Raw genomic sequence first — 25,849 nt, 5'->3', positions numbered from 1 at the left:
ATGAATCCGGCACCCCCGTGGTTATTGATATATCCGGAGAACTCCGGAACACGGGAGGAATCGTGGGAAAGAACTACGTCGACATCGAGAACGACCAGGGCGCCACGCTGCGATACCGCAAGCACGCCAACGGTCGCGGTCTCGTCGCGCACGGCGCGAAGGTCCATCCGAAGGCGCACATCGAAGCGGGCGCCTACATCGAACCCGGCGCCCGTATCGGCGCGGGGGCGACCATCGCCCGCGGCGCATGGATCGAACCGGATGCCGTGATCGGCGAGGGTGCGCACGTCGACGCGCACGCACACATCGGCCAGGGTGCCGACGTCGGAGACGGCGCGCACATCGGCGTCCGCACCGAGGTCGGCGCGGGAGCGCGGATCGTCCGCGGTGCGCGCATCGGCGACGACGAGACGGTCGCGGCCGGACTGACGGTCGCCACCGACCCGAAGGGGCTGTGGCTCGCGGCCTGATCGGCCGCGCTCTCAGAACGTCTCACCTCATCCGCCGGGTACCCTGGAGCACATGGCGACTCAGGGACGACGACCGGCAGGACGTGCCGGCAAGGGCTCGCCCGTGCGGCGCAACAAGGCCGCACCGGCTCAGCGGTTCCCGCCGCCCAAGCCTCCGAAGAAGACCGCCAAGGTCGTCTTCGACGCGCCCGACACCGAACCGGAGCAGCCGCGCACATTCCGTCTCGGGGTCGTCCCCGGCGCGACGCCGGGCAAGTGGATCGATGCCTGGAAGCAGCGGATGCCGCATGTGCCCATCGAGCTGGTGACGATCGAGGTCGCCGATCAGCGAGACGCCATCGGCGACCTCGATGCGGCCCTCGTGCGCCTGCCGCTGGCAGATGAGAACCTGCACATCATCACGCTGTACGACGAGGTGCCGGTGGTGGTCGCATCGATCGAGTCGCACCTCCTCGCGGCCGACGAGTTGACCGTCGCCGATCTGTCGGGCGAGATCGTGATGGTCCCGACCGACGATGCGCTCGGTCCGATCGACATCCCGGGTGCCGTCGCGCCGGCCTTCGCACCGCTGTCGGTCGCGGACGCCATCGTGACCGCCGCCACCGGGACGGGTATCGTGATCGTCCCCATGTCGCTCGCACGCCTGCACCACCGCAAGGATGTCGGCCACCGACCCCTGGCCGACGGCCCCACCTCGACGGTCGCCCTGGCTTGGCGCCGCGATCACACCACCCCCGATGTCGAGACGTTCGTCGGGATCGTGCGCGGCCGCACGTCCAACTCATCCCGATGACGCGAGCGCGCCGCCACCGCGACGGCTCCGCGGCGGCTCCGTGATGTGGTCGGAGTCGGCGGCGACGTCGACCGTGTCCCGTCGTCGTTAGACTCTCGTGGTGGTCTCGCTTCTCTACGTCTGTGTGCGCCCCGAACTCGGGGCGGCGGATGCCGAGCACGCCTCGTTCCGACGGGCGCTCGGCGTCGACGTCGTCGACCGCCTCGACCTGCTCACCGAGCGCCTCGACCCCGCGCGCCTCGCTCGATACAGCGGCGTCGTCGTCGGCGGCTCGCCGTTCAACGTCAGCGACGTCGAGAAGTCCGCCGTGCAGCTGAGGGTCGAAGCGGATCTCGAGCACATCGCGCGGCTGGCGATCGACTCGCAGGTCGCCGCCTTCTTCACCTGCTTCAGCATCGGCGTGGTGACGCGGATGCTCGGCGGCCAGGTCACGTCGGACACCCCCGAGTCGGCGAGCGCCACCGTGATCGAGACCACCGCCGCCGGCGCCGCGGACCCCGTCTTCGGTCCGAGCTCCCCCGCGCTCACCGTCTTCACCGCTCACAAGGAGAGCGCCGCGGCTCTGCCGGAGGGCGCGGTGCTGCTCGCCACGAACGACACCTGTCCCGTGCAGGCGTATCGGGTGGGCACCCACCTTTACACGGCGCAGTTCCATCCGGAGCCGACTCCGCGGGACTTCGCCGATCGGATGACGTTCTATCGCACCACCGGGTACTTCGACCCCGACGAGTTCGACGCCGTGCAGGGGCAGGTGCTGTCGGCATCCGTGACGGAGGGTGCGGCGCTGCTGCGCCGTTTCGCGCAGACGTTCGCGGCAGCCTGACGCCCGCGGGCTCAGCCTGACCCGCGGGCTCAGCCGGTCAGGCGTGCCCGTCGCCTCAGCCGCGCAGCAGCTCGACCCGTTCGCGGAGGTATGCCTCGAGCGGCATCCAACCGCCTGCCGTGCTCCATCGCACGGATGGCACCGTGTCGACCATCGCCAGAGGCCCGGATGCTCCGCCCGCGTCCACGACGGCGAGGTCGATCACCGACCATCCGACGTGCACGACATCGCCCTCGTCGAACCCGCCCCGCAGTGCCAGAGCACGTCGTTCTGCGCGCTCGCGCGCGGACTCCGCCGTGTAGCCGCGGCGCCCCGGATCGGCGGCCCTCAGCACCTCGGCGGTCGCCAGTGCGTGCGTCTCGGTGAGCAGCAGCACCCCGAGGTGCCACGCCTCGCCCACCCGCACGATGCGGCGTCCGCGCCACCGCGATTCGCGCTCTTCACCGAGTCCCTCCTTCGGAAGGCCGGCGAGCGCACGCACCGCGTCGGCGACGAGCGCGGACGCGGCCGTCACAGCTCCCCCTGCGGTGTCTCGCGGACGAGCGCCGGGTCGACGAGTCGTGCCGCCTCGCCGCGGATCAGCATCCCGATCAGGGGGAACAGCAGCACCGACAGCATCCCGGCCCCGACGAGTGCTGCCGCCGTGCCGGTGTCGATCATCTTCTGATCCACCCCGATCGCCGTCACGGCGACGATGATGGGCAGCCCGGTGGCGGCCAGCAGCCCGATCGCGGTGCGGTCCCTGGCGCTCGCGCCCGTCGGCGCGGAGAGCTGCGCGGTCGTGCCGCGGAGCACGAGCAGCGCGACGAGGAACAGCGGAAGCATCAGCATCGCCGACGACGAGCCGGTGAGCGCCTGCAGGTCGAAGTTCACGCCCGTGTAGAGGAAGAAGATCGGTACGAGGAAGCCGAACGCGATGGCCTCGAGCTTCGTCTCGACCGCCTCGGCGTCCTTCTCGGGCGCGCGCGCCATGATGATGCGCCACACCGCTCCGGCGACGAATGCACCCAGCAGCATGTCGAGGTCGAGCACGACGCTGAGGCCGACCAGCGACGCGATGAGCAGCAGCACGAACCGCACGCCGAACTGGTCGGAGGTGTGCAGGGTCGCACGCACGAACGAGTGGAGGCGCCCGTGCGGCATCCTCCGAGCCATGAGCACGGCGAGCCCCGCGAGCACGACGAAGGCGAGCAGCACCGCGGTGGCGAGCGGGGTGGTGCGGGTGCTGAGGAAGAGCGAGATCGCGATCAGCGGCAGGAACTCGCCGACCGCGCCGATCACGGTGACCGCACGTCCGAACGGGGTGTCGGTCTCCTGCGCATCCCTGAGGATCGGCATCAGCGTGCCGAGTGCGGTGGAGCTGAGGGCGATCGCGATCACGACCATCCCCTCGCCCGGGGCGAGGAGGAAGCCGATCCCGATGCCCAGCACCACGCTGATGGCCCACCCGATCGAGGCGCGGACGAGGGGCCGTCCGGCGACCGCCCGGAAGTCGATCTCGGAGCCCGCGATGAAGAACAGCATCGCGAGACCGAAATCACTGAGCTTCTCGAGGATGGGCGTCGGCTCGACCCAGCCGAGCGCCGCGGGCCCCGCGAGAATCCCGAGGACGAGCTCGAACACGATGATCGGCACGCGGATGAGGGGTCGGATGCCGCGCGCCAGCAGCGGCGCTGCCACGGCGAGCAGCGGGATCAGCACCAGTCCGAGATCGCCCGCGTCCACGCTCCCAGAGTAGCGACCCGTCGTCGCGATGCGTCCGATTCGCCCGGTGGTCGCATCCACGGCAGAATCGATGCACACCCCCGAGGAGCCCTCATGTCTCAGCCCGACACCGCCCGCCTGCTGATCGCCTGCGATGATCAGCCCGGCATCGTCGCCGCCGTCGCCGGCGTGCTCTCCGTCCACGGCGCGAACATCATCTCGCTCGACCAGCACTCCACCGACTCCGAGGGCGGCCGGTTCTTCCAGCGCACGGTGATCCACCTCCCCGGGCTCTCTGCGGCGCGCACGGCTCTCGAAGCCGATCTGGCTCAGGTCGCCGAGCGGTTCGGCATGGAGTGGTCGCTGCACGACACCGCGCGGCGCAAGCGCGTCGCGATCTTCGTCTCGAAGTACGATCACTGCCTGATGGAGCTGCTGTGGCGCACGCAGCGAGGCCAGCTCGACATCGACGTCACGATGGTCGTCTCGAACCACCCCGACCTCGCCGAGTCCGTACGCTCGTTCGGGGTGCCGTTCGTGCACATCCCCTCAGGCGACAAGCAGACGATGGAACAGCGTCAGCTCGAGCTCCTGCGCGGCAACGTGGATCTGGTGGTCCTCGCCCGGTACATGCAGATCCTCACCGACGACTTCATCGAGGGTCTCGGCGCCCCGATCATCAACATCCACCATTCCTTCCTCCCCGCGTTCATCGGGGCGAACCCGTATGCGAGGGCGAAGGACCGCGGTGTGAAGCTGATCGGAGCCACCGCGCACTACGCGACGGCGGATCTCGATGAGGGACCGATCATCGAGCAGGACGTCACCCGTGTCACGCACTCGGAGTCGGCCGCCGATCTGCAGCAGCGCGGCGCCGACGTCGAACGCCTCGTTCTCGCCCGTGCCGTGCAGTGGCATGCCGAGGACCGTGTGATCGTCCACGGCCGGTCCACCGTCATCCTCTGACCCGGGGTGCTCAGAGGGGTGCGACGCCTCTAGCCGATGACGTCGCTGGCAAGCCCCCGTACCTGGCCAGCTTCACAGCCCGGATCGACAACGACCCTCACCGGGCCTCCGGCACTCCCGCCAGCAGTTCGGCGAAGGCCTCGGCGGCGGTCGCATGACCGGCCAGTGCCGCGCCCTGACCCATCCAGAGCGACTGCAACTCGCCGAGGTTCTGTTCGCCCGCTGCCGCGCGGAACCGGCCGGTGAGCCAGTTCTGCATCGGGAACGGGGCGATCGTCCCGCTCGCCTCGATCGCCCGCACCGCACGGTTGCGGGTGCCGCGGGCGAGGCGTCCGCTCATCGCCTTCGTGAGAACGGTGCCGTCGGCGGCGGTGGAGCGGATGGCGTCGCGATGCGCCTGGTTCGCCGCCGACTCCGCCGTCGCGAGGAAGGCCGTGCCGACCTGCACGGCTGACGCTCCGAGCGCGAACGCGGCGGCGACTCCGCGCCTGTCGGCGATGCCGCCGGCCGCGATGACCGGCACATCGACGGCATCCACGACCTGCGGCACGAGTGCGAAGGTCCCGACGAGCGATTCCTCGGCCGGACGGAGGAACGACACCCGATGGCCGCCGGCCTCGAAGCCGGTCGCGACGACGGCGTCGACCCCGGCGCCCGCGAGTGCGACGGCTTCGGCGACGGTCGTCGCGGTTGCCACGACACGGATGCCGCGGCGGTGCGCCTCGTCGACGACGGCCCCGGACGGAACCCCGAAGACGGTGCTCAGCACGGGTGGTGCCGCTTCGAAGATCGCGTCGAGCTGCTCGTCGAGGGGAGGCAGGTAGCGCTCGGGGCGGGCGGGCACCTCGAGTCCGACCGCGTCGTAGAACGGCTGCAGCGCCTGCGCGAACACGGTGTGCTGCGGATTCGGCTCGACCTCGTCGCCGGTCGGCAGCCAGATGTTCACCGCGAAAGGACGCGAGGTCGCCTCCCGCAGAGACGCGATCGTCGCGCCGATGCGGTCGGCGTCGTAGCCGTAGAGCCCATAGCCGCCGAGGCCGCCGGCCTCGCTGACCGCCGCCGTGAGCCCGACGGAGGAGAGCCCGCCGAACGGACCGAGGATGATGGGGTGTTCGATGCCGAGCAGTGCGCGCAGATCACTCATGCCTCGAGGCTATCTCCGCTCCCCTGCCCCGAGGCGGGCGCGCGACCGATGCCGCACTCGGATGCCGGTGATAATCTCGGCGTGAGGGATCAGGGAGGCGCGCATGAGCGAATGGTTCGGGCAGATGCTCGGCTTCGTCGCGGCCGCGCTCGGGGTCATCGCGGTGCCGGATGCCGCGGCACTCGGTGTCGCGATCGCGCTGATCGCCCTGACGACCCTCACGATCGCCGTGGCGCTGAGCGTCGCTCCGCCCTCTCCACGCAGCGCCCCGCACCCTTTGCGGGCGATCGACGTCTCGACCCTGCTCGCCCAGAGCGATCCTGACGCCGCCGGTCACCCGCGTCCTCGTGCGCCGGGAGTCGCCGTCTCCGCGTAGTCCGTCCTCGTACGGGACTGCGCGGCTTTCGCCGACCCTTCCCGACACACGAACGGACTTCCATGGACATCTTCGCCTTCCCACCCCTGACCTTCCTGCTCGACGCGGCGTACGGCGCCCTCGCCGGGCTCTCCGCACTGCTCGAACCGCTCGCCGGAGCATCCGCCGCCGCACTCGCCGTGGTGCTCGTCACGCTTCTCGTGCGCGCCCTGCTGATTCCCGTCGGCGTCTCGCAGGCGAAGGCCGAGCAGACCAGAGCGCGCCTGGCTCCTCGGCTGCGCGAACTGCAGCGCCGGCACAAGAAGAATCCCGAGCGCCTGCAGAAGGAGATGCTCGAGCTCTACCGCTCCGAGAACACGTCTCCGTTCGCCGGGATGCTGCCGGTCCTCGCTCAGGCGCCGGTCGTCGGCATCCTGTACACGCTGTTCATCCGCCCCGACATCGCCGGGCACCCGAACGACCTGCTCACGCACGACCTGTTCGGTGCACCGCTGGGCACCAGTCTCGTCTCCGCCGTCTTCGGCGGCACGGCGACGCCGGAGACGCTGTGGGTCTTCGGTGCGCTGATCGCCGTGATGATCGTGGTGGCCGAGATCACACGACGGGTCTTCCGGCCGGCCGTGGTCGACGACGACTCGCCGCTGAACTCGCCGACGATGCTGCGTGTGACCAGCGCTCTGCACTATCTGACGGCCGTCTTCGCGATGTTCGTGCCGCTCGCCGCCGCGCTGTATCTCACCGTGACCGTGGTCTGGACGCTGGTGCAGCGGATGCTGCTGCGGCGCCGCTATCCGCTGCCCGTGCCTGCTGCGGTCAGCGCCTGACGGGTCGGCCGGTCATTCGGGCAGCGGGATCGGCGCGGTGAAGGGACCGGGCTCGTCGTCGCGGCGGGCGCCGTCGGGCGCGGTCCCGACCTCTCGGGCTGCGGCCGCATCGTCTCGACGGCGCTGACGTCGCACGCCGAGCGTCGTGCCGACGCTCGCCGCCACCACCAGGGCGATCGCGAGCATCCGCAGCGGAGTCGCCGACTGCCCGAGGATCAGCCACCCGGCGAGCGTCGCGAACGCGGGCTCCAGGCTCAGGAGCACGCCGAACACGCGTTGCGGCAGGCGACGCAGCGCGGCGAGCTCGAAGCTGTAGGGGATCACCGACGACAGCACGGCGGTGACCGCGGCGAGCAGCAGCAGCTGCATGTCGCCCGCGACGGTGACCGCGGCCGGCACACCGACCGGGATCAGCAGGATCGCGGCCACGACCAGGCCGACCGCGAGTCCGCTGCTGCCGGGGATGATGGCACCCACCCGGGCACTCATCCGGATGTACATGGCCCAGAAGCCGGCGGCGATCAGGATGAAGACGATCCCGAGCGGATCGAGGGGCTCGGCGCCGATCAGTCCGTCGACGCCGAGCAGTACCATCCCGAGCAGCGCGACCCCCACCCAGGCGGCATCGACGAGGCGCCTGGTCAGCACGGCGGCGAGGACGAGCGGCCCGAGGAACTCGATCGCGACGGCCGGACCGAGCGGGATGCGGTCGATCGCGGCATAGAAGAAGCCGTTCATCGCGGCGAGCGAGACCCCGAACAGCACGGCGGCGAGCCACTGCGACTTCGACCACCGGAATGGTCTCGGGCGCACGATGACGACCAGCAGCAGCGCCGCGATCGCCACGCGCAGCGAGGTCACACCCCACGGGCCGAGCACCGGGAAGAGCTGGGCCGCGACCGCGGCCCCGAACGGCAGCGACAGGCAGGAGCAGACCACGAGCACGACGCCCACGAGCGGACGGGACGGCGTGGACTGCTTCACCCAGCCAGCCTACGGCGCGCGCGGATGCCGACGAACCGGCCCTGTCAGAGGTGCTTGCCGCCGGTGACCGCGAGCACCGCGCCCGAGGTGTACGACGACTCCGCCGACGCGAGGTACACGTAGGCGCCGGCGAGCTCTGCCGGCTGTCCGGCCCGGCCGAGAGGCGTGTCGGATCCGAAGGTCTTCACCCGCTCGTCCGACCAGCCGGTGGCCGGGATCAGCGGCGTCCAGATGGGGCCGGGAGCGACGGCGTTCACGCGGATGCCGCGCTCTCCCGCCTCCTCGGCGAGCGCCTTGACGAACGCGACCTGCGCCGCCTTGGTCATCGCGTAGTCGATGAGGTTGGGCGACGGCTCGAAGGCCTGCACGGACGACGTGACGATGATGCTGGAGCCGGACTCCAGATGCGGGTACGCGGCCCTGGCCGAGTACAGCAGGCCGAAGAGGTTGGTCTCGAACACGCGGCGGAGGCGGTCGGTCTCGAGATTCTCGAAGCCGTCGATGTCGTGCTGGTACGCGGCGTTCAGCACCAGGATGTCGAGGCCGCCGAGGGCGCTCCGCGTCTCGGTCACCACCTCGGTGGCGAAGGCCTCGTCGCGGACGTCGCCGGCGAGGCTCAGCCCCTGGCGGCCTTCGGCGCGCACGAGATCGATGGTCTCGTCGGCATCCGCCTGCTCCTCCGGCATGTGCACGATCGCCACGTCGGCTCCCTCGCGGGCGAAGGCGATCGCGACGGCTCGGCCGATTCCGGAATCCCCGCCGGTGATCAGGGCTCTACGCCCCTCGAGACGCCCGTGGCCCACGTACGACTCCTCGCCGTGGTCGGGAGTCGGGCGCATGTCGTCGGTCAGTCCCGGCTGGTTCTGCTGCTGACCGGGGAATTCCTCGTCGCGGTGCTGGCTGCGGGGGTCGGGGGTGCTGTCTGCCATGGTGTCTCCTCTTCCTCGCGACTCGCCATCATCGTGCGTGGCCTGAGTCGGGCGTTCAACGAGACTCGCGGCCCGTCGGCGCCCTCGGGAGGGGGTTGACAATCGACACCTCGATCGACGATCGGAGTGCGACAGGTGAATGGCTCGGGCCGCTCAGGCCCCGGGGGCGGCGGGCTCGTCGTCGGCCGACGCGACGGGGCCGGACGTGTCCTGTGGCTCGGGAACGAGATACAGCCCGCTCGGCGCGTTCGCGGTGAAGGCGAGCGCCTCGATCCAGGCGCGGTTGATCGACGGCTGCCTGCTGCCGAAGTACTTGAAGGCGAGCGAGCTGCCCGGCTGCACCCACACCGTCGTGCGGCCGCCGCCGACGCTCGCGTCTTCGCGCCAGCTGAACGGGAACGGCTCGGCGCGTCGCAGCTTGGCGGTCATCACGAGCTGCAGGTGGGTGAGGGCGCGATCCTCGATCTCGGTCTTCACGCTGCCCTCGTAGATGAACTTGCCCATTCGCCCTCTCCTCTGGTGTGCAGGTCTTCGTCATGCAGTTTATGGGACCGCAGGCCCTCGATGCGTCGGCCCGAGCGGGCTGTCCAGACGGGGTCGGAGCGGGCCGAAGTCAACCCCCTGCGTGCGGATCCCTTCGCCGATATCCTGGCAGGAACCGCGAGGAGACCCACCATGAACGCACGACACATCGACGACCGTTCCGATGAGGGCTACACCCCCACGACCACTCACGCCGAGTTCGGCGAGGGCAACCCGCGCCTGCGCGTCACGCGCGACGGCGAGCGCGCCGAGTTCGCCCTCGAGGTCGACGTGGTGCGCATCGGCTCCGCTGCCGACAACGAGCTGCGGCTCGACGGCGCCGACCCCGTGCACGCCACGATCACTCACGACGACCGTGACGAGTACGTCCTCGAACTCCACGGCGAGGGCGAGATGAACAGCAACCCCGACGCCACCGCCACCCACCCCGGCGATCGCACCCAGACGCTGCGCACCGGCGCACGCTTCACCGTCGGCGAGTGGGAGCTGGTCTACGCACGCGACGAGTTCGCCGACCACGGGCGCCCGTACGGCGGACGCCTCGGCGGCGAGTACTCCGACCAGCCGTTGCAGCCCCCGCGGCCCGACTACTCCGACGAGGCGACCATCGAGTCCGACGCCCCGACGCACGCGGACTCCGCTGAAGAGAAGTGACAGCAGAGCAGTCACCGCTGGGCCGCGTCAGCGACGTCGCCGCTGAGCGCGGACTGCGCATCTGCGTGGTCGAATCCCTGACCTCGGGACGTCTGGCGAGCACGATCGGCGCGGGGGCCGATGCCGGTTCGTGGTTCGCCGGCGGCATCGTGGCCTACCTCACCGATGTGAAGGAGAGCCTGCTCGGACTCACGCCCGGAACGGATCCGTGCTCCCCCGAGTGCGCCGAGCATCTCGCCGCGAGCGCACTGCGGCTGTTCGACGCCGACGTCTGCATCTCGACAACGGGGGTCGGCGGGCCCGATCCTGAAGGCGGGCACGAGCCCGGCACCGTCTACGTCGGATGGGCCACGGGCGACGGGGTCGGTCACCGCAGGCTGGCTCTCAGCGGCGATCCGCAGGAGGTCCTCGACGAGACGGTCGACACCGCCATGCGGCTGCTCGCTTTCCATGCCGAGGGCATCCGCCCTGCGGGACCGCGGCGCTCGGGACCGGAGTCTTCGGCATCCGCGGCTGCCGAAGACGACGCCGAAGACGACGCCCAGGGAGATGGCGCCCAGGGAGATGGCGCGGCAGAGCCCACGGCCTGAGCCCTGGCTCTCCTGCGCTCGACCCGTCTCCCGTCAGCGTCCGGGTACGACGCCGATGCGCAACGGCGCGCCGGGTGCGGATGCCGCGGTGATGGCCTCGTCGAGGTCGGCGAGCTGCCGCACTTCGCCGACCGCGTCCACGAACGGGTAGGCGCGTCCTCGTCCTGCGAGGAATGCGACAGCCTCGGCGAGCTCCGATCCCGTGTAGTTGTGCACGCCGGTGACGGTCACCAGCCGTCGAACGATGCTCTCGGCGTCGAGGGGCACCGGCTCGGCAGGGAAGACGCTCCCGACCAGCACGACCGTGCCCCCGGTGGCGACGCCGGTGAGCGCCTCGGCCACGGCATGCCCCGAGGCCTCGATCACGACATCCGGATCACGATCGATCGGACCGGCGCCGAAGCGTGCGGCCAGAGCCAGCCGTTCGGGTGCGGGGTCGAGCACCTCGACCGTCGCGCCGTGCTCCACCGCGATCGCCGCGGCCGAGAGCCCGACGAGTCCGGCTCCGTGGATGCGGACGGTCGCGCCGTCGAGGTCGTGATCGCGCGCAGCCCGGGCGACGGCGGCCCAGGCGGTCGCGGTCGCGCACGATGCCGGAGCGAGCACCGCGGCTGGCAGGGACTCGGGCACCCGCACGATCGCGGTGCCCGCCCGCACCTGGACGTGCGAGCCGAACGCGCCGGTGAGGTCGCCGTGCACGCCGATGCGGTCATGACCGTACTTGCCGAGCGCGCGGCACTTCTGCGGCACACCCTGGGCGCACCTGTCGCAGGTGCCGCACGAGATCGTGACCGACCAGACGATCCGATCCCCGATGCGCACGGGGACGCCGTCGACCGTCGAGGCCCCGCCGTCGCCCAGGGCGATCACACGTCCGACGCTCTCGTGTCCGAGCACCAGCGGCACCGGGGCGGACCGACGTCCGTGCACGGTGTGGACGTCGGACCCGCAGATCGTCGACATCTCGACGGCGACGAGCACGTCGTGCTCACCGAGCGCGACACCGGGCACGGCGATCACCTCGTGCGGGTGGCCCTCACCGATCCACACCATCGCTGTGGCCGCGGGCCGCAGGGCCACGTCGCGACGGTGGCCGGGAGGACGGATCAGCAGAGTTCCCATGTCAGGGCCTCAGACCGTGGGCACGAGAGGGAGCAGCCCGCGCTCGGTGAGCGTGCCGCGAAGATGCGTCACGTCCTCGAGCACGACGTCGGCACCGGCGAGCTCGAGCGCGCGTGCGTCGTGGGCGCCCGTCAGGACGCCGGCGACGAGACCGGCGCCTGCGCGGCGGCCCGACTCGACGTCGCTGATCGTGTCTCCGGCGACAGCGACAGCGGCGACCGACGAGGTCTGCGTGCGGATCAGCGCCGTGAGCACGAGATCGGGTGCCGGACGCCCGCGCCCGGCGTCGACCGGAGAGAGGGCGAGGTCGATGAGCCCGCGCCAGCCCAGACCGTCGATCAGCGCATCGCGGGTGACCGGCGCGAATCCCGTCGTGAGCACGACCCTCAGACCGGCGTCCTTCAGCCCCTGGATCGCATCGGCCGCCCCGGGGATCTCGGTGACCCCCTGCTCGGCCACGATCTCGGCGTAGGCGCCTTCGAATGCGGCCGTCGCGCGCTCGGCGGCGGCACGGTCTCCTCCCGCGAGATGCGTGAAGACCTCGATCTTGGACTGCCCCATGGTGGCGCGCACGTGCGCGAGCGCGTCATCCCACGGCATCCGATCGGCGACTCCGGTGCGTTCGGCGGCGCGCTGGAACGCCGTCTCGACGACCCCGTCGTCGAGCACCGTCGTGCCGGCCATGTCGAGCACGATGAGTTCGAGCGCCGGTGCCGGAGCTGCGTCGAGCTGAGTGGTCATGAGGTTCCTTCCATTGCAGGTGTCCACCCGAAGGTGGCGGTGAGATTCTCGTCGGCGAGCCCCAGACCCGTGGTCATTCCGATGCCGGTGGTCGCGGCGAGCACCAGCACCCCCTCGTCGACCGTGTCGATGAGGAAGTCCTTCGACGCCTTCGCATACACGCCCTGCCAGCGCTCCAGCACCCGTGGGGTCGGCATCTCGAACAGCGCCTCCGCCTCGGCGAGGAACGCCGTGAACGCGGCCTCGGGTTGGAACGGCTCCGGCGCGGTCGATGTGGCGTGCGAGTCGCCGATGATGAGCGTGCCGTCCGGCAGCTGCGTGTACATCTGATTGAGATCGAGCGCGGCGAGATCCGGACGCTCCGAATGCAGGCGATCGCGGAGCGCGGCGGTGGCGGCACCGTCGGCGAAGCGTCCGTAGCGGACGAGCGACCACCCGGTCAGCAGCGGGGCGGAGAGCGGATGCCGGAGACTCACCGCTGCACGCATCATGTCGAGAGCGCACCGGACGACGCCTGACCGTTCCGCCACCTCCGGCAGCAGCTGGTCGATGTCGTGATTCGCCGCGACGACGACCGCGCCTGTGGTGATCGCGCCTCTCGTCGTCTCGACGCGGCGTCCGGCGACGGAGGTCGCCGCCGTGCGGAAGCGGAAGTCGACGCCCAGTCCTGCGAGGTGCCGCACGATCGCCGCGGCGGCGGTGCGCGGATCGGTCTGCAGGTCGGTCTCGATGTGCGCTCCACCGAGGAGTCCCCGGCGACGGAGCGGGGCGAGGCGCAGCAGCTCATCCGCATCGAGCATCCGGATGCCGCCATCGGCCGCCGCCTGCTCGAGCACGGCGATCTCGTCGGCGTGGCGGGCGGCGACCAGTGTCCCCGACTCGCGGATCCAGAACCCCGCATCCTGAGCGAGGCGCAGCCACAGGTCTCGGGACAGGTCCGCGTAGCGCCGGGCCTCCCCCGTCTGCGCGCCGATGCAGAGGTGGCCGAAGTTGCGGATCGTCGCGCCGACGGGAGCATCCGCTCTGTCGACGACGATGACGCTCAGACCCCGCCGTACCGCCGCGTAGGCGGCGCCGAGGCCGATGATCCCCGAGCCGACGACCACGAGGTCGGCGGAGTCGGTCGAGCCGGTGCGGCCGCTCATCGGAACACCTTGCGCATCCACATCGCGAGCCCTTCGACGACGAGCACGGTGACGAGGATCATCAGCACGATCGCCGTCACGGTCTCATAGCGCGAACCCTGGCTGGCGTTGAGCAGGTAGTACCCGACACCGCCTCCGCCGACGATGCCGAGGATGGTCGCGGCGCGGATGTTCGTGTCGAGCATGTAGAAGCTGTGCCCGATGAGCGCCTGCATGCCCTGTGGCACGGTCGCCGAGGCGTAGGTCTGCAGCCGGGTGGCGCCGACCGCCCGCAGGGCCCGTTCGGGCCCACGGTCGACCTCCTCGAGGGAATCGGCGATCAGCTTGCCGAGCAGACCGATGCCGCCGATGGCCAGCGCGATGACTCCCGCCTGGGCGCCGAGGCCGGTGATGACGACGAGCACGATCGCGAGGATCAGCTCGGGAATGCCGCGGATGCCGACGAGCAGGAAGCGCGCGATGCCCCGCGCTCCCGCTCCGGGTGCGACGTTGCTCGCGGCGAGGGAGCCGAGGATCAGCGACGGCAGCAGCGTGAGCACCGTCGCCGCGAGTGCGATCGCGACCGTGTCCCGCATGGCCGCGATCATCGCGGACGCCTCATAGCTGCCGAATGACGGCGGCCAGAACTTCGCTGCGACCTCGGGGAGCTTGGCCCAGAAGGTGAAGAAGTCCATCCAGTTGATCTGGCTGACGACGACGCTGCCGATGACGACGAGCACCGCCGTCCCGATGCCGATCGTGTTGCGCACCCGCTCCGCGGTCCACGGTCGACGCACGGCGGTCTGCGGGCTGGCCGCCCACTCCGGGCGCTCCGTCGTCGCCGCGCCCGTCGCCCCGCGCAGTCGCGGGTGGATGATGCGGTCGATCCACGACCGCGTCTGCCGCTGCTGGCCGAGCATTGCCCCGCGCACCAGGCTCGACACGATCTCCATCACGACGCACAGGATGAAGATGACCAGGGCGATGCCGAGGCCCTTGCCGTAGTTCAGCGACTTGAAGGCGTAGGACATCTCGAGTCCGAGGCCGGCCACGCCCACGTAGCCGAGCACGACGCTGCCGCGCAGGTTGATGTCGTTGCGGTGCAGCACCGTCGCGACCCAGCTCGGCAGCACCTGGGGAAGGATTCCTGAGGCGAACTCCTGCATCTTCGATCCCCCCGCGGCGCGGATCGCGAGCCGGGGGCCCTCGTCGATCTGCTCGATCGCGTCGGCGAACATCTTCGAGATCATCCCGATCGAATGGATGCCGATGGCGAGGATGCCGGGCAGGGTGCCGAGCGAGAACATGAGAACGAACGCCATCGCGAGCACGACGTCCGGCAGCGCTCGGGTGAGCACTCCCACGAACCGCGCGGCGGCACGCCATCCGTTGCCGGGGGTCGTGTTGGAGGCTGCGAGGTAGGCGATCGGCACCGACAGGGCGGCGGCGAGCAACGTGCCGACGAGCACGAGCCCGACGGTGAGGGCGATCAGCCAGGCGAGGTCGGCCGGTTCAGGGAACGAGAGGCCGCCGACTCGGGCCATGAAGTTCTCGGCGTTGCCCCAGCTCTGCACCATCGCCGGGATCGAGATGCCGACCTCGTCGACCGCGAGGATGCCGAGCACCAGGAGCGCCAGCAGCGTCAGCCCGGCGGCGATGCGCTCGGCGGAGATCGGGCGGCGAGGAGCTCGATCGGCGACACTCGTGCGTGCGGGGGTCGCGTGCGCCCGCGGCGGGTCCGAGAGGACGGTCATGAGGCCCGCGCCTTGTCGAGCTGGGCGACGTCGACCGTGATCTCGGTGAGTTCGTCCTGCACGGCGCGGATCTCTGCGGTGGTCGTGGCGACGCGGCCGTAGATCTCCATGACCTCGGCCTTGGTCAGGTCGCCGGTCGGGGTGTCGAGCACGATCTCGCCGTGACGCAGCCCCACGATGCGGTCGGCCCACGAGATCGCGAGGTCGACCTGGTGCAGGCTGCAGACGACCGTGAGCCCCTCGTCGGCGGCGATCTCACGGATCAGCGCCATCACCTGGTCGCTGGACTCCGGGTCGAGGGATGCGACGGGCTCGTCGGCGAGCAGGATGTCGGGCTTCTGCATCAGGGCGCGGGCGATCGCCACGCGCTGCTGCTGGCCGCCGGAGAGGGTGTCGCTGCGCTGATAGGCCCGGTCGAGCAGCCCGACGCGATCGAGGTGCTCGAGGGCGCGCAGCTTCGCCGCCTTCGAGTAGCCCCAGAGGCCGAGCCGCGGGCCGCGGACCTCCGACAGAGATCCGGTGAGCACGTTCTCGAGCACCGTCAGCGAGGGCACGAGCTCGAACTGCTGGAAGATGAAGCCCACCCGGCTGCGGAGGGCGCGCAGCGCCTTGCCCTTGAGCGTCGGGACCTTCGCGCCGAGCACCTCGATCTCGCCCGAGGTCGGCACCTCGAGACCGTCGAGGTGGCGCAGCAGCGTCGACTTGCCCGAGCCGGAGAGCCCGAGCAGCACGACGATCTCGCCGCGTGAGACCTGCAGCGATGCGTTCTTCAGCGCGGTGGTCGAGCCGAAGGTCTTCGTCACACCGTCCAGGCGGATGAGGGCATCGGTTGCCGTGTTCATGTCAGTTCTCCAGGGTCGTGGCGTCGAGCGTGATTCTTGCGGGTGAGCGCCCCGCGCTCCGCTGCCCCGGGTGGGAGCACACTGCGGAACGGGGGCGCTCGGCTGACGCTGCGGTCAGCGATAGGGCGTCAGCCCTGGCACTGCTCCGCTTCGGTCTCCTTGCAGATGTCGCGGATCAGGTCGTAGTACGCGTCGTCGACGGGCTTGGTGGCGTAGAACACGCTGCGGAACGCATCAGTGTCCGCGCCCTCGATGCCGGCGGCGATGATGTCGTCGATCGTGATCTCGGAGAGTCCGTCGATGAGCTCCTGCGCGACGTCGTCCGGCAGAGTCGACGAGTAGACGAGCGGCGCTCCGGGGACCATGGTCTCGTCGATGACCTTGACGGCATCCGACTTCTCGACCTCGGAGTCCTCGGCGAATCCGACCTCGCACTCGACGCCTTCGCCGACCTTCTGCACGCTCACGTCATGCTTGCCCGCGAAGACGGGCGTGATGTCGGTCTTGGGGTCGATGCCCGCCTCGAGCAGGTTGTAGGAGGGGAAGAGGTATCCCGACGTCGACGAGGGATCGACGAAGCAGACCTTCTTGCCGGCGAAGTCCTCGATGCTCGAGATGTCGCTGTCGGCAGGCACGATGGCTTGGGAGTAGTACCCGGGCTCCTGGCCCTCCTCGGTCACGATCGAGGAGATCGGGGTGAGCTTCGCGCCGTTGTTCGTGGCGGTGACGTAGGTGAAACCGGAGAACGAGGCGACATCGACCTTGCCGGCGACGGCGGCCTCGATGAGCGCCGCGTAGTCGGTGGACTCGTGGTACTCCACCGTCTTGCCGGTGATCTCGGCGATGTAGTCCATGAGCGGCTGGTAGTTCGTCTCGGTGTCGACCGAGTCGGGCACGACGCCGAAGACGAGCGTGTTCTCGTCGACGGCGAATCCGCCGGCGGCCGATGATGCGTCGGCACCGGACGCGCCGGTGGCCTCTGCGGAGCCGGAGCAGGCGGCGAGGCCGAGCGCGAGGATCGCGGCGCCGGCGAGTACGGGGAGAGCGCGGAGCTTCATGAGGACCTTTCAGAGTGAGAGGGGTGATCCACGAGCCACTCTGACAGGGCAACAGCCAAGATATGTACCTAACTTGGAAGAGTTCAAGGTCCGTTCACCCGGTCTTTCCTCGGATGAACATCGAGGGAACGCGCAACCGTTCCACCTCGATAGCGAAGTAGTATGCCTATGTGGCCGAAGCTGTATACACCCAGATCGCAGACGACCTCCGCGCGCAGATCGCGGCGGGCACCCTGCGCCCCGGCGACGACGTGCCGACCGAGGCGGAGCTCGCCGAACGGTGGCGCACCTCGCGGGGTCCGATCAGGAACGCTCTCGCCGCCCTGCGCGGAGAGGGCCTGATCGAGACGGGGCGGGGACGCCCCGCGCGGGTCGTGTCGCGCAAGGCCAGCCAGGCGGTCGATGTGTCGGTGCCGTTCACTCGCTGGGCCCGCGATCTCGGGGTGACTCCGGGCGCGCAGACGCAGGAGTTGAGCCTTCGCAGGGCCGGTGACCGCGCAGAACTGCTCGGAGTGTCACCCGAAGACACGATCGTCAGCGTCGTGCGACTGCGCCTGCTCGACGGCCGGCCGACGATGCTCGAGCGGCTCTTCTACACCGAGGCAGTAGGACGACGACTGCTCGACGTCGACACGGACGAGGTCTCGATCACGGAGTACCTCGGGTCGGTGGGACACCCGATCGTCGGGCTCGAGCACCAGATCGACGCCGTCGCCGCCGACGAGCAGGATGCCGCCCTGCTGCGCGTGCCGCAGGGAACGCCGATCCTTCGACTCAGCCGCATCTCCCGTGATGCGAGCGGGCGCATCTTCGAGGCGTCCGAAGATCGCTACCTCAGCGAGGTGGTGCGGTTCACGGTCGCGGCGTCGGGGATCTCGACGGACGGGCACTACATGCGTGCAGTGGGCGGCTGAGAGCCGGCCAGTCGATCGGCATCGATTCCTCGAGGTGACTCGTCGGAGGAAGCCGATCGCGAGCGCGATGGGGATCAGATTCCAAAGACCGCGCTCGCGATCACAGCGCTGGGGATGCGCTATTTCTGGGGTATACCCAATGTAAGCGCCCGGCTACACCATGGAACACGGTCTATAGTCGAGATCTACCCTGGACTTTCGTCTAGGTTTCACGTCGAAAACCCCGGAATTCCGCGGATCTGGCTCCCAGCGTACCGGAATACCGGTACGCAATCCCCTGCCATTTTCAAGCCGGGATGCTGGGATGCCGGAGGCGTCAGACGATCGGCAGCAGCGCCGAGACGACCCAGCGGCCGTCGAGTTCGCCGGCGCTGAATTCGCCGCTGGCACCGAGAACCCGTTCGGCCATGCGGCCGATGCCCGTGCGGCTCGAGGAGAGCTCGCGACGCGGCGTGATGGAGAGCGGACTGCTCACCGCCATCTTCGCGGCGTCGTCGTCGATGTCGAATCGGATCTCGACTTCGCCCGCGCCGGCGTACTTGAGGACGTTGGTGGCGGACTCTCGCATGATGCGCGCGAGGATGATCTCGGCGGCCCGCGGGACGCGCTCATCGGAAGGGTCGCCGATGACGGCCACGGCATGGCCGGCGGCTTCGAACTCCTGCGCGGCCTCCTCGACGGAGGCCACCAGATCACCGGAGGGCATTCCCTCGGAGCGGGGTCCGTCGTCTGCGAGGTCGATCACGAAGCGGAGGTCGGTCATCGCCTTGCGTGCGGCGATGCGAATCGCCTCCTGCGAATCTCTGCTCGTGCGATCGTCGTCGAGCATCTGCACGTGCAGCGCCACCACGGTGAGGTGGTGCGCGATGCTGTCGTGCAGCTCGCCGGCGATCCAGCGCCGCTCAGCGAGTACTGCCTGGCGTTCCTGCTCGGCCTTCTCGGCCAGTTGCATCTCTAGCGTCCGCCCCCGAGCGAATGCCAGGCGAAGCGCATAGCCGACGGCTCCGGATACTGCGGCGCCGACCAGGAAGATGCCGATGTTGAACGCATCCGTCGAATCGCCCATGGCGACCAACGCGGATGCGACGAGGAAGACTCCGACATAGGACAGGACCAGTGAGGTCCACCCCAGGCGCACGATCAAGCCGGCCGCGAAAGCGGCGACGGTCAGCACCTGGGCTTCGATGCCGGGGATGAAGGATAGGGCGAACACGACGCCGAGGGCGTATGTCGCGATGAGTGGCGACCAGAGGAAGAGGCCGAGGACTGCAGTGGATGCGATCCCGATTGCCGCTGTCAGAGGTTCCAGCCCCGGAGGGAGGAACAGTCCGACGATGTCGAAGATGACGATGGTCCCGACGACCGCCAAAACGGCGATGCGTTCTATCGTGCTGAGCTTCTCGCCCCTGCCGAGTCGGGTGACGTCAGAGCGGTCACCCGTCGAAAGACTTGAAGCCATACTTCAGTATCTCCTTTTCGCCATATAGATTAGCGGTAGAAGCCGAAGAAGTGACCAACCTGGTTCCAGAAAGACATATACGTTCACCTCCTTTATTGCACTTTTGACTAGCGATGTACTCATCTTCTCGGTGATCTGCGAGCGGCACATCTGTCTCACGGCTACACCTCGATAGCCAAAGGTCTAATACCTCGCGCCGCAGGTAGACCCCGGTTAGGCTTCCTCCATGTCCCAAATCCGCGTCGTGATCGTCGATGACGATCCCCTGGTGCGCTCAGCGCTCTCTCACTTCGTCTCCCGCGACCCGGAGATCACGGTGATCGCCGAGGCGGAGTCCGGGCTCGAGGGCATCGAGGTCGTGGAACGCGAGCGTCCCGACGTCGTGATGATGGACGTGCAGATGCCGGAGATGAACGGCATCGAGGCGACGGCGGTGATCAGCGAACGCTGGCCTGAGATCAAGATCCTCGCGGTCACCACGCTGGACGGCAGCGACACCGTGCTTCCGATGCTCAGCGCAGGTGCGTCGGGCTATCTGCTGAAGGACTCGAGCGCGGCGAGCATTCTCGAAGGTGTGCGAGAGGTGTACAGCGGAGCGAGCTCGCTGTCGCCGCGGATCGCGTCGCTGTTGATCAAGCACGTGCGGGATACGGAGCCCGTCGGCGGCGACGACACCCTGGAGGCGCTCACGGATCGCGAGCAGGAGGTGCTGCAGCGACTCGCGCAGGGGATGTCCAACGCCGAGATCGCGCGCACACTGATCGTGTCGGAGGGAACCGTGAAGGCCCACCTCGGCCGCATCATGTCGAAGTGGCACGTGCGCGATCGCGTGCAGATCCTCGTCACGGCAGCGCACGCCGGGCTGGTCGACTTCCGCTGAAGCGGGCAGCTGACCGGCGGGATCGCTGACCGGCGGGATCGCTGACCGGCGGGATCGCTGACCGGCGGGATCGCTGACCAGCGGGATCATTGGAGTGAGACTGTTGAGGCGCGTCCATTGAGCCGGGCACGGTGAGTCCGGCTCGCTGAGTCTGGCCGGCTGTTCGGGATCAGCAGCACTTGCCGTGAGGATGCCGCCGCGTATCACCCGGTTCGAACGAGGCACCTTCGGTCACGGTCCGCGGGGAGGCTGTGTTGTGGGGTGCGCCAGCGTTGGTCGGGGTCCCACCAGTTCGGTCCACGGACTTCGGGGAGCCCGTTGTTCATACGGATCTCCCACTGCGAGGTGCCCAGGGATCGGTGGTGCCACCAGCACAGCGGCACACCGTTGTCGGTATGGGTCGGCCCACCGCGGGCGTGTTCGGTGACGTGATGGATCTCGCACCAGGATGCGGGCACGTGACACCCGGGGATGAGGCATTCCTTGTCGCGGACGATGATCGCCCGGCGTTGATGCACGGTGAACACGCGGTCGGTGGTGCTGATCCCGATGATGCGCCCCTCGTCCAGGAGCACCCGTTGGATCGCCCCCGCACATGCGGTCTGCGCCGCGACGGACACAGGCACATGCGCACCGGATCCGGGGATCGTCGCCCACCCGCCATTGCCCGCACCACCACCCGCGCCGGCGATGCCCGCACCGAAGGCAGAACCTTCCGCATGGTGGGCGAGGTCTGTCGCGTCGACGGTGACGACGAGCACCGGGGATGCACCACCGAGCGTGGGCATGTCCTTGTGACGGGCGGCTATCGCGAGAGCGGCGGCGAGAGCATCGTGGCGTTTCTGCGACGCCGTGCGATCATCGAGCACGCTGCGCTCATCCACATTGAACGGATCAACACCCGGGTCAGCACCGGTGTCTGTGTCTGTGTCTGTGTCTGTGTCTGTGTCTGTGTCTGTGTGACCGGTGTCACCGCTGGGGGTGAAGAACACTCCCGGCATGGGCGGGCCGTCACCCTTCGGGTTCAGCATCGCGTCCAGGATCAGCTGCAACTGGGCCGCGGCATCCGGAGTCAGATACCCTCGGATCGCATGCATCCCGTCCGTGAGACGACCGATCGTGATCCCGCGCTTGCGCCGCGCGTCCTCATCCTTCGGCTCCTCCCCGTCCGGGTCGAACATCGAGGCGAGATCCTCCGCAAGAGATTTCAAATCCTGCACCGTCGGCGCCGGACCAGAATCCGCGCCCCCGCCGATCCCGTGCCCGCGGGCGCACCCCGCCAACGCCACATCCGCCGCCAACCGCTGATCCACGCTCAACCGGTCCCACACCCGCTCGATCGGGCCCGTCGCCGCCAGAAACCCCGTGACACCCACCACACCATCCAACAAGGCCACGCGCATCTCCGACCACCGCGCCGGCATCCGCTCCCCCGCCAGACTCACCGGCCGGCGCACCAGATCGACGACCCTGTCGACCCGGGACGCACCCCGCACATCCACGCCCACCATCCGCTGCACCAGCTCGTTCACCCCGCGACACCCTGCCGCATGCGGAAACCCCGCAGGATCCCCGGTCGCCACGGTCTCCACGATCACCGCCTCGGCCCGCCGGAACACGGCCCCCGCCGCCTGCAGCACCGCGACACGCTCCGCATCGCTCAACCCCGCCAGCGCGTCATCACACAGCACCGCATCAAGGTCAGCGACGACCCGACCCAGACGCTCCACGATGCTGTTCATACCCTCGAGTCAACACGGAACCACCGACATCCGACCCCCGAAACCAGTCCGATTTAGACCAGATCAGAGCACGTATTCCAATCTCCCGGAATGCCGCACAACGCAGGCACAAGAGGAGCGGAGAGACCAGTCAACGAGGGCAGAAGAGACAAGAGGAACGAGGAACGAGACACGAGGAACGAGACACGAGGAACGAGGAACGAGACACGAGGAACGAGACACGAGGAACGAGGAACGAGAAACGAGGAACGAGGAACAAGGAACGAGGAACGAGACACGAGGAACGAGAAACGAGGAACGAGACACGAGGAACAAGACACGAGGAACGAGGAACAAGGACCCAGACACGAGGAACGAGACCCCGCCACGAAGCACCCGTCACGGGGCACCCGATCAGCGCCGGAGCGGCTCGGCCTTCATGAAGACGTCGACCGCGTCTTCGCTCTCGAGTTCGAAGCCGTGCCTCTCGTACAGCCGTCGCGCCGGACTGCCCTGCAGCACATTGAGGCGGAACGGCCGGTCATCGCCCGCATGACGCGTCTCCAAGGCGTCCGCCAGCACCGCGGAGCCGAGGCCGCGGCCCTGCTGAGCGGGATCGAGGTAGAAGTGCTCGATCCACACCGCGTCGCTCTCGGGCCTCACCGCGATGAGGCCCACGTCCCGTCCGGCAACCACGATCACTCGCGTGTTCTGCGGGACGAACCCATCGAGGAACCGCTGCCGCACACGCACCGGGTCGAAGCGTCCGAGACGCTCCAGATCGGCGCGCATGACGATCGCTCGCAGCTCCGACATCCAGTGCGCATCCGACGGACTGCTCTCTCGAAGACTCCACCCGGCGCACACAGCATCCATACAATCACGCAGGCCACGCACCCGGAGCGACCGCGACCACGACCACGACCACGACCACGACCACGACCACGACCACGACCACGACCACAGAACCACGACCACAGAACCACGACCACAGAACCACCGCCGCAGAACCACCGCTACAGCGCGAGCAGCACGATTCCGCCGGCGACGACCGCGGACGCGGCGAGACGCCATCCGGGCCTGCTCTCCTTCAGGGCGAAGACACCGAACAGGCTGACCACCACGACGCTGACTTCGCGCAGCGGCGCGACCAGTGCGACCGGAGCGATCTGGATGGCCGTGAGCACCAGGATGTACGAGAGCGGCGACAGGATACTGAAAGCCACGATGCGCTTCCACTGCGTGCGGCCGAGCGCGCGAACGGCCGCCCATCGGCCTCGGACGCCGAGCGAGTAGAACGGGATCTCGAGCAGCATCGTCCCCACCATGAAGGCGACGGGCGAGAGGTTCCACGTGCGCACGGCGTTGGCGTCCCAGATCGTGTAGACCGCGATCGCGACGCCGGTGAGCAGACCGAACACGAGCCCGGGATCCAGGCGACGCGACCGGTCGGCGCGTCCTCGGTCGACGAGACCGATCGCGACGACTCCGAGGATGATCGCCGCGACGCCGGTGAGCGCGAGGGCCGACGGGCGCTCCCCGAGCACCAGCACGGCGACGATCACAGAGAGGAACGGCCCGGTGCCCCGAGCCGTCGCGTAGACGGTCGAGAGGTTGCCTTCGCGATATCCGCGTTGCAGCACCGCCATGTAGGCGACGTGCAGCACACCGGAGACTCCGACGCCGAGCAGGAACGCCAGAACGTCGTCGGTGCCGAGCCCGCCGGTGAACGGCACGACCCCGATCCAGACGGCGGTTCCTCCGACGGCCCCCCACCAGAGGAACGGCGTCCCTGCGCGGCTCACGCCGTGGGCGATGATGTTCCAGGCGGCGTGCGTGACGGCTGCGGCGAGGACGAGAGCGAAGGCGAGAGCGGACATCAGAGACCCTTCCGTTCTTCGCGGGCGCGACGAACAGGGTCCTCCGGGCTTTTGTCCTGTCAGATGACGGCGCTCCTGCGGAGGAGCACCGTGGCGCCGCTCGGACCAGACGGGACGAACCCCGGAACCCTAGGCGCTATCGAGATCGACCGTACCGGCCGATGGTGACGAGAAGGTGAACGACCGCCATCCGACCGTCGCGGAGATCGCGCATCGAGTCGCCGATTACGATCGAAGGACCGCCCCTGCAGGAAGGTCGCTCATGCCCGTCACCCCGGACGCTCTCGCCCACGCCGAGGATCTCGCCGACTTCGTCGCCGCCTCGCCCTCGAGCTATCACGCCGCCGCCGAGGTGGCCAGGCGCCTCGAGGATGCCGGTTTCGCGCGTCTCGAAGAGGATCAGGCCTGGGATGTCGCCCCCGGCGGACGCTATGTCGTCGTGCGAGACGGTGCCGCGATCGCGTGGACGGTTCCGGGGGACGCCACCGCGACCACGCCCGCTCACATCCTGGGTGCTCACACCGACTCCCCCGGCTTCAAGCTCAAGCCGCAGCCGACGACCGGTTCGAGGGGCTGGCTGCAGGCGGCCGTCGAGGTGTACGGCGGTCCGCTGCTGAGCTCGTGGCTCGACCGCGAGCTGCGTCTCGCCGGACGGCTGGCCCTCGCCGACGGACGCGTGGTGCTCGCCGACACGGGAGCGCTGCTGCGGCTTCCCCAGCTCGCGATCCACCTCGACCGCGAGGCGAACACGGGCCTCGCGCTCGACAAGCAGTTCCAGACGCAGCCCGTCTGGGGCCTCGGCGACCCGACCCAGGAGGACATCCTGGCCGAGCTCGCCGGTTCGGCCGGCGTCTCGGCATCCGACATCCGCGGCTACGACGTCGTGATCGCCGACACAGCGCGCGGCGCGATCTTCGGCAAGGACCGCGCGTTCTTCGCTTCCGGCCGACTCGACGACCTCGCCTCGGTGCACGCCGGCGTCGTCGCGCTCGAGAAGATCGATACGGCAGTCAGCGGACCGATCGCGATCCTCGCGGCCTTCGACCATGAGGAACTGGGCTCCAACTCCCGCTCCGGCGCGGGCGGCCCCCTGCTCGAAGACATCCTCGGCCGCGTCTACGACGCGCTCGGCGCCGACGCCTCCGAGCGTCGACGCGCGTTCTCGGCGTCGTGGTGCCTGTCGAGCGACGTGGGCCACTCGGTGCACCCGAACTACGTGCACAAGCACGACCCCGTCGTGCAGCCGCTGCTCGGCTCGGGACCGATCCTCAAGCTCAACGCCAACCAGCGCTATGCGACGGATGCCGTCGGCTCCGCCGCCTGGCGCGGCTGGTGCGAGACCGCCGACGTGGTCACGCAGGAGTTCGTGTCGAACAACAACGTGCCGTGCGGCTCGACGATCGGCCCGATCACGGCCACGCGTCTCGGCATCCGCACGGTCGACGTCGGCATCCCGATCCTGTCGATGCACTCGGCGCGCGAGCTCGCCGGCGTCTCGGACCTGCACGACCTCACCCGCGTCGCCGGAGCTTTCTTCGCCGGCTGAGCCCTGCC

Annotated in this window: 27 protein-coding genes; 11 read left to right on the top strand and 16 right to left on the bottom strand. The window is 69.2% G+C overall.

Annotated elements, in window-relative coordinates; all coding sequences use genetic code 11:
• Positions 1 to 62 precede the first annotated feature (62 nt).
• The 3 genes from ASE34_RS14055 to ASE34_RS14045 all read left to right on the top strand — a co-directional run bounded on the left by ASE34_RS14055 (position 63) and on the right by ASE34_RS14045 (position 2,086).
• On the top strand, positions 63 to 470 hold the full coding sequence (locus ASE34_RS14055) for a DapH/DapD/GlmU-related protein (RefSeq protein ID WP_056279637.1): 408 nt from the start codon (positions 63 to 65) through the stop codon (positions 468 to 470).
• Positions 471 to 522: 52 nt separating this feature from the next.
• Positions 523 to 1,263 carry a LysR substrate-binding domain-containing protein gene (locus ASE34_RS14050; protein ID WP_200955179.1) on the top strand — a complete coding sequence of 247 codons (741 nt, stop codon included), beginning with the start codon at positions 523 to 525 and terminating at the stop codon, positions 1,261 to 1,263.
• 100 nt (positions 1,264 to 1,363) lie between these two features.
• Positions 1,364 to 2,086: a glutamine amidotransferase-related protein gene (locus tag ASE34_RS14045; protein ID WP_053099224.1), complete on the top strand. Its 723-nt coding sequence runs from the start codon at positions 1,364 to 1,366 to the stop codon at positions 2,084 to 2,086.
• 55 nt (positions 2,087 to 2,141) lie between these two features.
• Here the strand turns inward: ASE34_RS14045 and ASE34_RS14040 are convergent, their stop codons facing one another.
• Both ASE34_RS14040 and ASE34_RS14035 read right to left on the bottom strand, forming a co-directional pair.
• On the bottom strand, positions 2,142 to 2,600 hold the full coding sequence (locus tag ASE34_RS14040) for a hypothetical protein (RefSeq protein ID WP_056279635.1): 459 nt from the start codon (positions 2,598 to 2,600) through the stop codon (positions 2,142 to 2,144).
• On the bottom strand, positions 2,597 to 3,811 hold the full coding sequence (locus ASE34_RS14035; RefSeq protein ID WP_056280256.1) for a cation:proton antiporter: 1,215 nt from the start codon (positions 3,809 to 3,811) through the stop codon (positions 2,597 to 2,599). The genes ASE34_RS14040 and ASE34_RS14035 overlap by 4 nt, the downstream gene beginning before the upstream one ends.
• A 93-nt stretch (positions 3,812 to 3,904) precedes the next feature.
• Here ASE34_RS14035 and purU point away from each other — a divergent pair, with 93 nt between their 5' ends.
• Positions 3,905 to 4,756 carry a formyltetrahydrofolate deformylase gene (gene purU / locus ASE34_RS14030; protein ID WP_056279633.1) on the top strand — a complete coding sequence of 284 codons (852 nt, stop codon included), beginning with the start codon at positions 3,905 to 3,907 and terminating at the stop codon, positions 4,754 to 4,756.
• A gap of 97 nt (positions 4,757 to 4,853) precedes the next feature.
• Here the strand turns inward: purU and ASE34_RS14025 are convergent, their stop codons facing one another.
• On the bottom strand, positions 4,854 to 5,900 hold the full coding sequence (locus ASE34_RS14025) for an NAD(P)H-dependent flavin oxidoreductase (RefSeq protein ID WP_056279631.1): 1,047 nt from the start codon (positions 5,898 to 5,900) through the stop codon (positions 4,854 to 4,856).
• A gap of 103 nt (positions 5,901 to 6,003) precedes the next feature.
• Between ASE34_RS14025 and ASE34_RS14020 the strand changes: the two genes are divergently transcribed.
• Together ASE34_RS14020 and ASE34_RS14015 are read left to right on the top strand one after the other, a co-directional pair.
• Entirely contained in the window at positions 6,004 to 6,276 is a 273-nt protein-coding gene (locus ASE34_RS14020) for a DUF6412 domain-containing protein (RefSeq protein ID WP_053097575.1), read from the top strand.
• 62 nt (positions 6,277 to 6,338) lie between these two features.
• Positions 6,339 to 7,100, top strand: coding sequence for a YidC/Oxa1 family membrane protein insertase (locus tag ASE34_RS14015; protein ID WP_053097576.1), 762 nt, complete (start codon positions 6,339 to 6,341; stop codon positions 7,098 to 7,100).
• A 12-nt stretch (positions 7,101 to 7,112) separates the two neighbouring features.
• Here ASE34_RS14015 and ASE34_RS14010 read toward each other — a convergent pair whose 3' ends face one another.
• The 3 genes from ASE34_RS14010 to ASE34_RS14000 form a co-directional block, all read right to left on the bottom strand.
• Positions 7,113 to 8,084 (bottom strand): EamA family transporter, encoded by a 972-nt coding sequence (locus ASE34_RS14010; protein ID WP_072591721.1) that lies wholly within the window; start codon positions 8,082 to 8,084, stop codon positions 7,113 to 7,115.
• Between the two features lie 44 nt (positions 8,085 to 8,128).
• The gene (locus ASE34_RS14005; protein ID WP_056279629.1) at positions 8,129 to 9,013 is read right to left on the bottom strand and encodes an SDR family oxidoreductase; all 885 of its coding nucleotides are present in this window, start codon (positions 9,011 to 9,013) and stop codon (positions 8,129 to 8,131) included.
• Positions 9,014 to 9,166: 153 nt separating this feature from the next.
• Positions 9,167 to 9,517, bottom strand: a complete 351-nt coding sequence (locus ASE34_RS14000) for a hypothetical protein (protein ID WP_056279627.1) — start codon at positions 9,515 to 9,517, stop codon at positions 9,167 to 9,169.
• A 171-nt stretch (positions 9,518 to 9,688) separates the two neighbouring features.
• Between ASE34_RS14000 and ASE34_RS13995 the strand changes: the two genes are divergently transcribed.
• Entirely contained in the window at positions 9,689 to 10,210 is a 522-nt protein-coding gene (locus ASE34_RS13995; RefSeq protein WP_053097580.1) for an FHA domain-containing protein, read from the top strand.
• Positions 10,207 to 10,800, top strand: coding sequence for a CinA family protein (locus tag ASE34_RS13990; protein ID WP_082586668.1), 594 nt, complete (start codon positions 10,207 to 10,209; stop codon positions 10,798 to 10,800). The genes ASE34_RS13995 and ASE34_RS13990 overlap by 4 nt, the downstream gene beginning before the upstream one ends.
• 33 nt (positions 10,801 to 10,833) lie before the next feature.
• Here ASE34_RS13990 and ASE34_RS13985 read toward each other — a convergent pair whose 3' ends face one another.
• The 6 genes from ASE34_RS13985 to ASE34_RS13960 all read right to left on the bottom strand — a co-directional run bounded on the left by ASE34_RS13985 (position 10,834) and on the right by ASE34_RS13960 (position 17,441).
• Entirely contained in the window at positions 10,834 to 11,922 is a 1,089-nt protein-coding gene (locus tag ASE34_RS13985; protein WP_056279625.1) for an alcohol dehydrogenase catalytic domain-containing protein, read from the bottom strand.
• Between the two features lie 9 nt (positions 11,923 to 11,931).
• On the bottom strand, positions 11,932 to 12,663 hold the full coding sequence (locus ASE34_RS13980; RefSeq protein ID WP_056279623.1) for an HAD family hydrolase: 732 nt from the start codon (positions 12,661 to 12,663) through the stop codon (positions 11,932 to 11,934).
• The gene (locus tag ASE34_RS13975; protein ID WP_056279622.1) at positions 12,660 to 13,808 is read right to left on the bottom strand and encodes a TIGR03364 family FAD-dependent oxidoreductase; all 1,149 of its coding nucleotides are present in this window, start codon (positions 13,806 to 13,808) and stop codon (positions 12,660 to 12,662) included. The genes ASE34_RS13980 and ASE34_RS13975 overlap by 4 nt, the downstream gene beginning before the upstream one ends.
• The gene (locus ASE34_RS13970; RefSeq protein WP_056279620.1) at positions 13,805 to 15,541 is read right to left on the bottom strand and encodes a PhnE/PtxC family ABC transporter permease; all 1,737 of its coding nucleotides are present in this window, start codon (positions 15,539 to 15,541) and stop codon (positions 13,805 to 13,807) included. The genes ASE34_RS13975 and ASE34_RS13970 overlap by 4 nt, the downstream gene beginning before the upstream one ends.
• Positions 15,538 to 16,383 carry a phosphonate ABC transporter ATP-binding protein gene (gene phnC, locus ASE34_RS13965; protein ID WP_053097586.1) on the bottom strand — a complete coding sequence of 282 codons (846 nt, stop codon included), beginning with the start codon at positions 16,381 to 16,383 and terminating at the stop codon, positions 15,538 to 15,540. Before phnC ends, ASE34_RS13970 begins: the two co-directional genes overlap by 4 nt.
• 128 nt (positions 16,384 to 16,511) lie before the next feature.
• The gene (locus ASE34_RS13960; protein ID WP_053097587.1) at positions 16,512 to 17,441 is read right to left on the bottom strand and encodes a phosphate/phosphite/phosphonate ABC transporter substrate-binding protein; all 930 of its coding nucleotides are present in this window, start codon (positions 17,439 to 17,441) and stop codon (positions 16,512 to 16,514) included.
• 170 nt (positions 17,442 to 17,611) lie between these two features.
• On the opposite strand from ASE34_RS13960, the gene ASE34_RS13955 reads away from it, so the two are divergent.
• Complete coding sequence (locus ASE34_RS13955) at positions 17,612 to 18,355, top strand: GntR family transcriptional regulator (RefSeq protein WP_056279618.1); 744 nt, start codon at positions 17,612 to 17,614, stop codon at positions 18,353 to 18,355.
• A gap of 316 nt (positions 18,356 to 18,671) precedes the next feature.
• Here ASE34_RS13955 and ASE34_RS13950 read toward each other — a convergent pair whose 3' ends face one another.
• Positions 18,672 to 19,814 (bottom strand): sensor histidine kinase, encoded by a 1,143-nt coding sequence (locus tag ASE34_RS13950; RefSeq protein WP_056279617.1) that lies wholly within the window; start codon positions 19,812 to 19,814, stop codon positions 18,672 to 18,674.
• Positions 19,815 to 20,040: 226 nt separating this feature from the next.
• On the opposite strand from ASE34_RS13950, the gene ASE34_RS13945 reads away from it, so the two are divergent.
• Positions 20,041 to 20,694 carry a response regulator gene (locus ASE34_RS13945; protein WP_222839407.1) on the top strand — a complete coding sequence of 218 codons (654 nt, stop codon included), beginning with the start codon at positions 20,041 to 20,043 and terminating at the stop codon, positions 20,692 to 20,694.
• A 203-nt stretch (positions 20,695 to 20,897) separates the two neighbouring features.
• Here the strand turns inward: ASE34_RS13945 and ASE34_RS13940 are convergent, their stop codons facing one another.
• From ASE34_RS13940 to ASE34_RS13930, 3 genes are all read right to left on the bottom strand, one after another.
• On the bottom strand, positions 20,898 to 22,436 hold the full coding sequence (locus ASE34_RS13940) for an HNH endonuclease signature motif containing protein (protein WP_056279614.1): 1,539 nt from the start codon (positions 22,434 to 22,436) through the stop codon (positions 20,898 to 20,900).
• Between the two features lie 393 nt (positions 22,437 to 22,829).
• Positions 22,830 to 23,231: a GNAT family N-acetyltransferase gene (locus ASE34_RS13935; protein ID WP_235567514.1), complete on the bottom strand. Its 402-nt coding sequence runs from the start codon at positions 23,229 to 23,231 to the stop codon at positions 22,830 to 22,832.
• A 200-nt stretch (positions 23,232 to 23,431) separates the two neighbouring features.
• The gene (locus ASE34_RS13930) at positions 23,432 to 24,295 is read right to left on the bottom strand and encodes an EamA family transporter (RefSeq protein WP_056279609.1); all 864 of its coding nucleotides are present in this window, start codon (positions 24,293 to 24,295) and stop codon (positions 23,432 to 23,434) included.
• A gap of 262 nt (positions 24,296 to 24,557) precedes the next feature.
• Here ASE34_RS13930 and ASE34_RS13925 point away from each other — a divergent pair, with 262 nt between their 5' ends.
• Positions 24,558 to 25,841: a M18 family aminopeptidase gene (locus ASE34_RS13925; RefSeq protein WP_056280253.1), complete on the top strand. Its 1,284-nt coding sequence runs from the start codon at positions 24,558 to 24,560 to the stop codon at positions 25,839 to 25,841.
• The last annotated feature ends 8 nt before the right edge of the window (positions 25,842 to 25,849 follow it).

It is taken from the genome of Microbacterium sp. Root280D1 (genome assembly GCF_001428975.1).
In the GTDB taxonomy this organism is placed as follows: Bacteria; Actinomycetota; Actinomycetes; order Actinomycetales; family Microbacteriaceae; genus Microbacterium.
The sequence above is the reverse complement of the archived record's forward strand: the minus strand, read 5'-3'. Positions and strand labels throughout refer to the sequence as shown.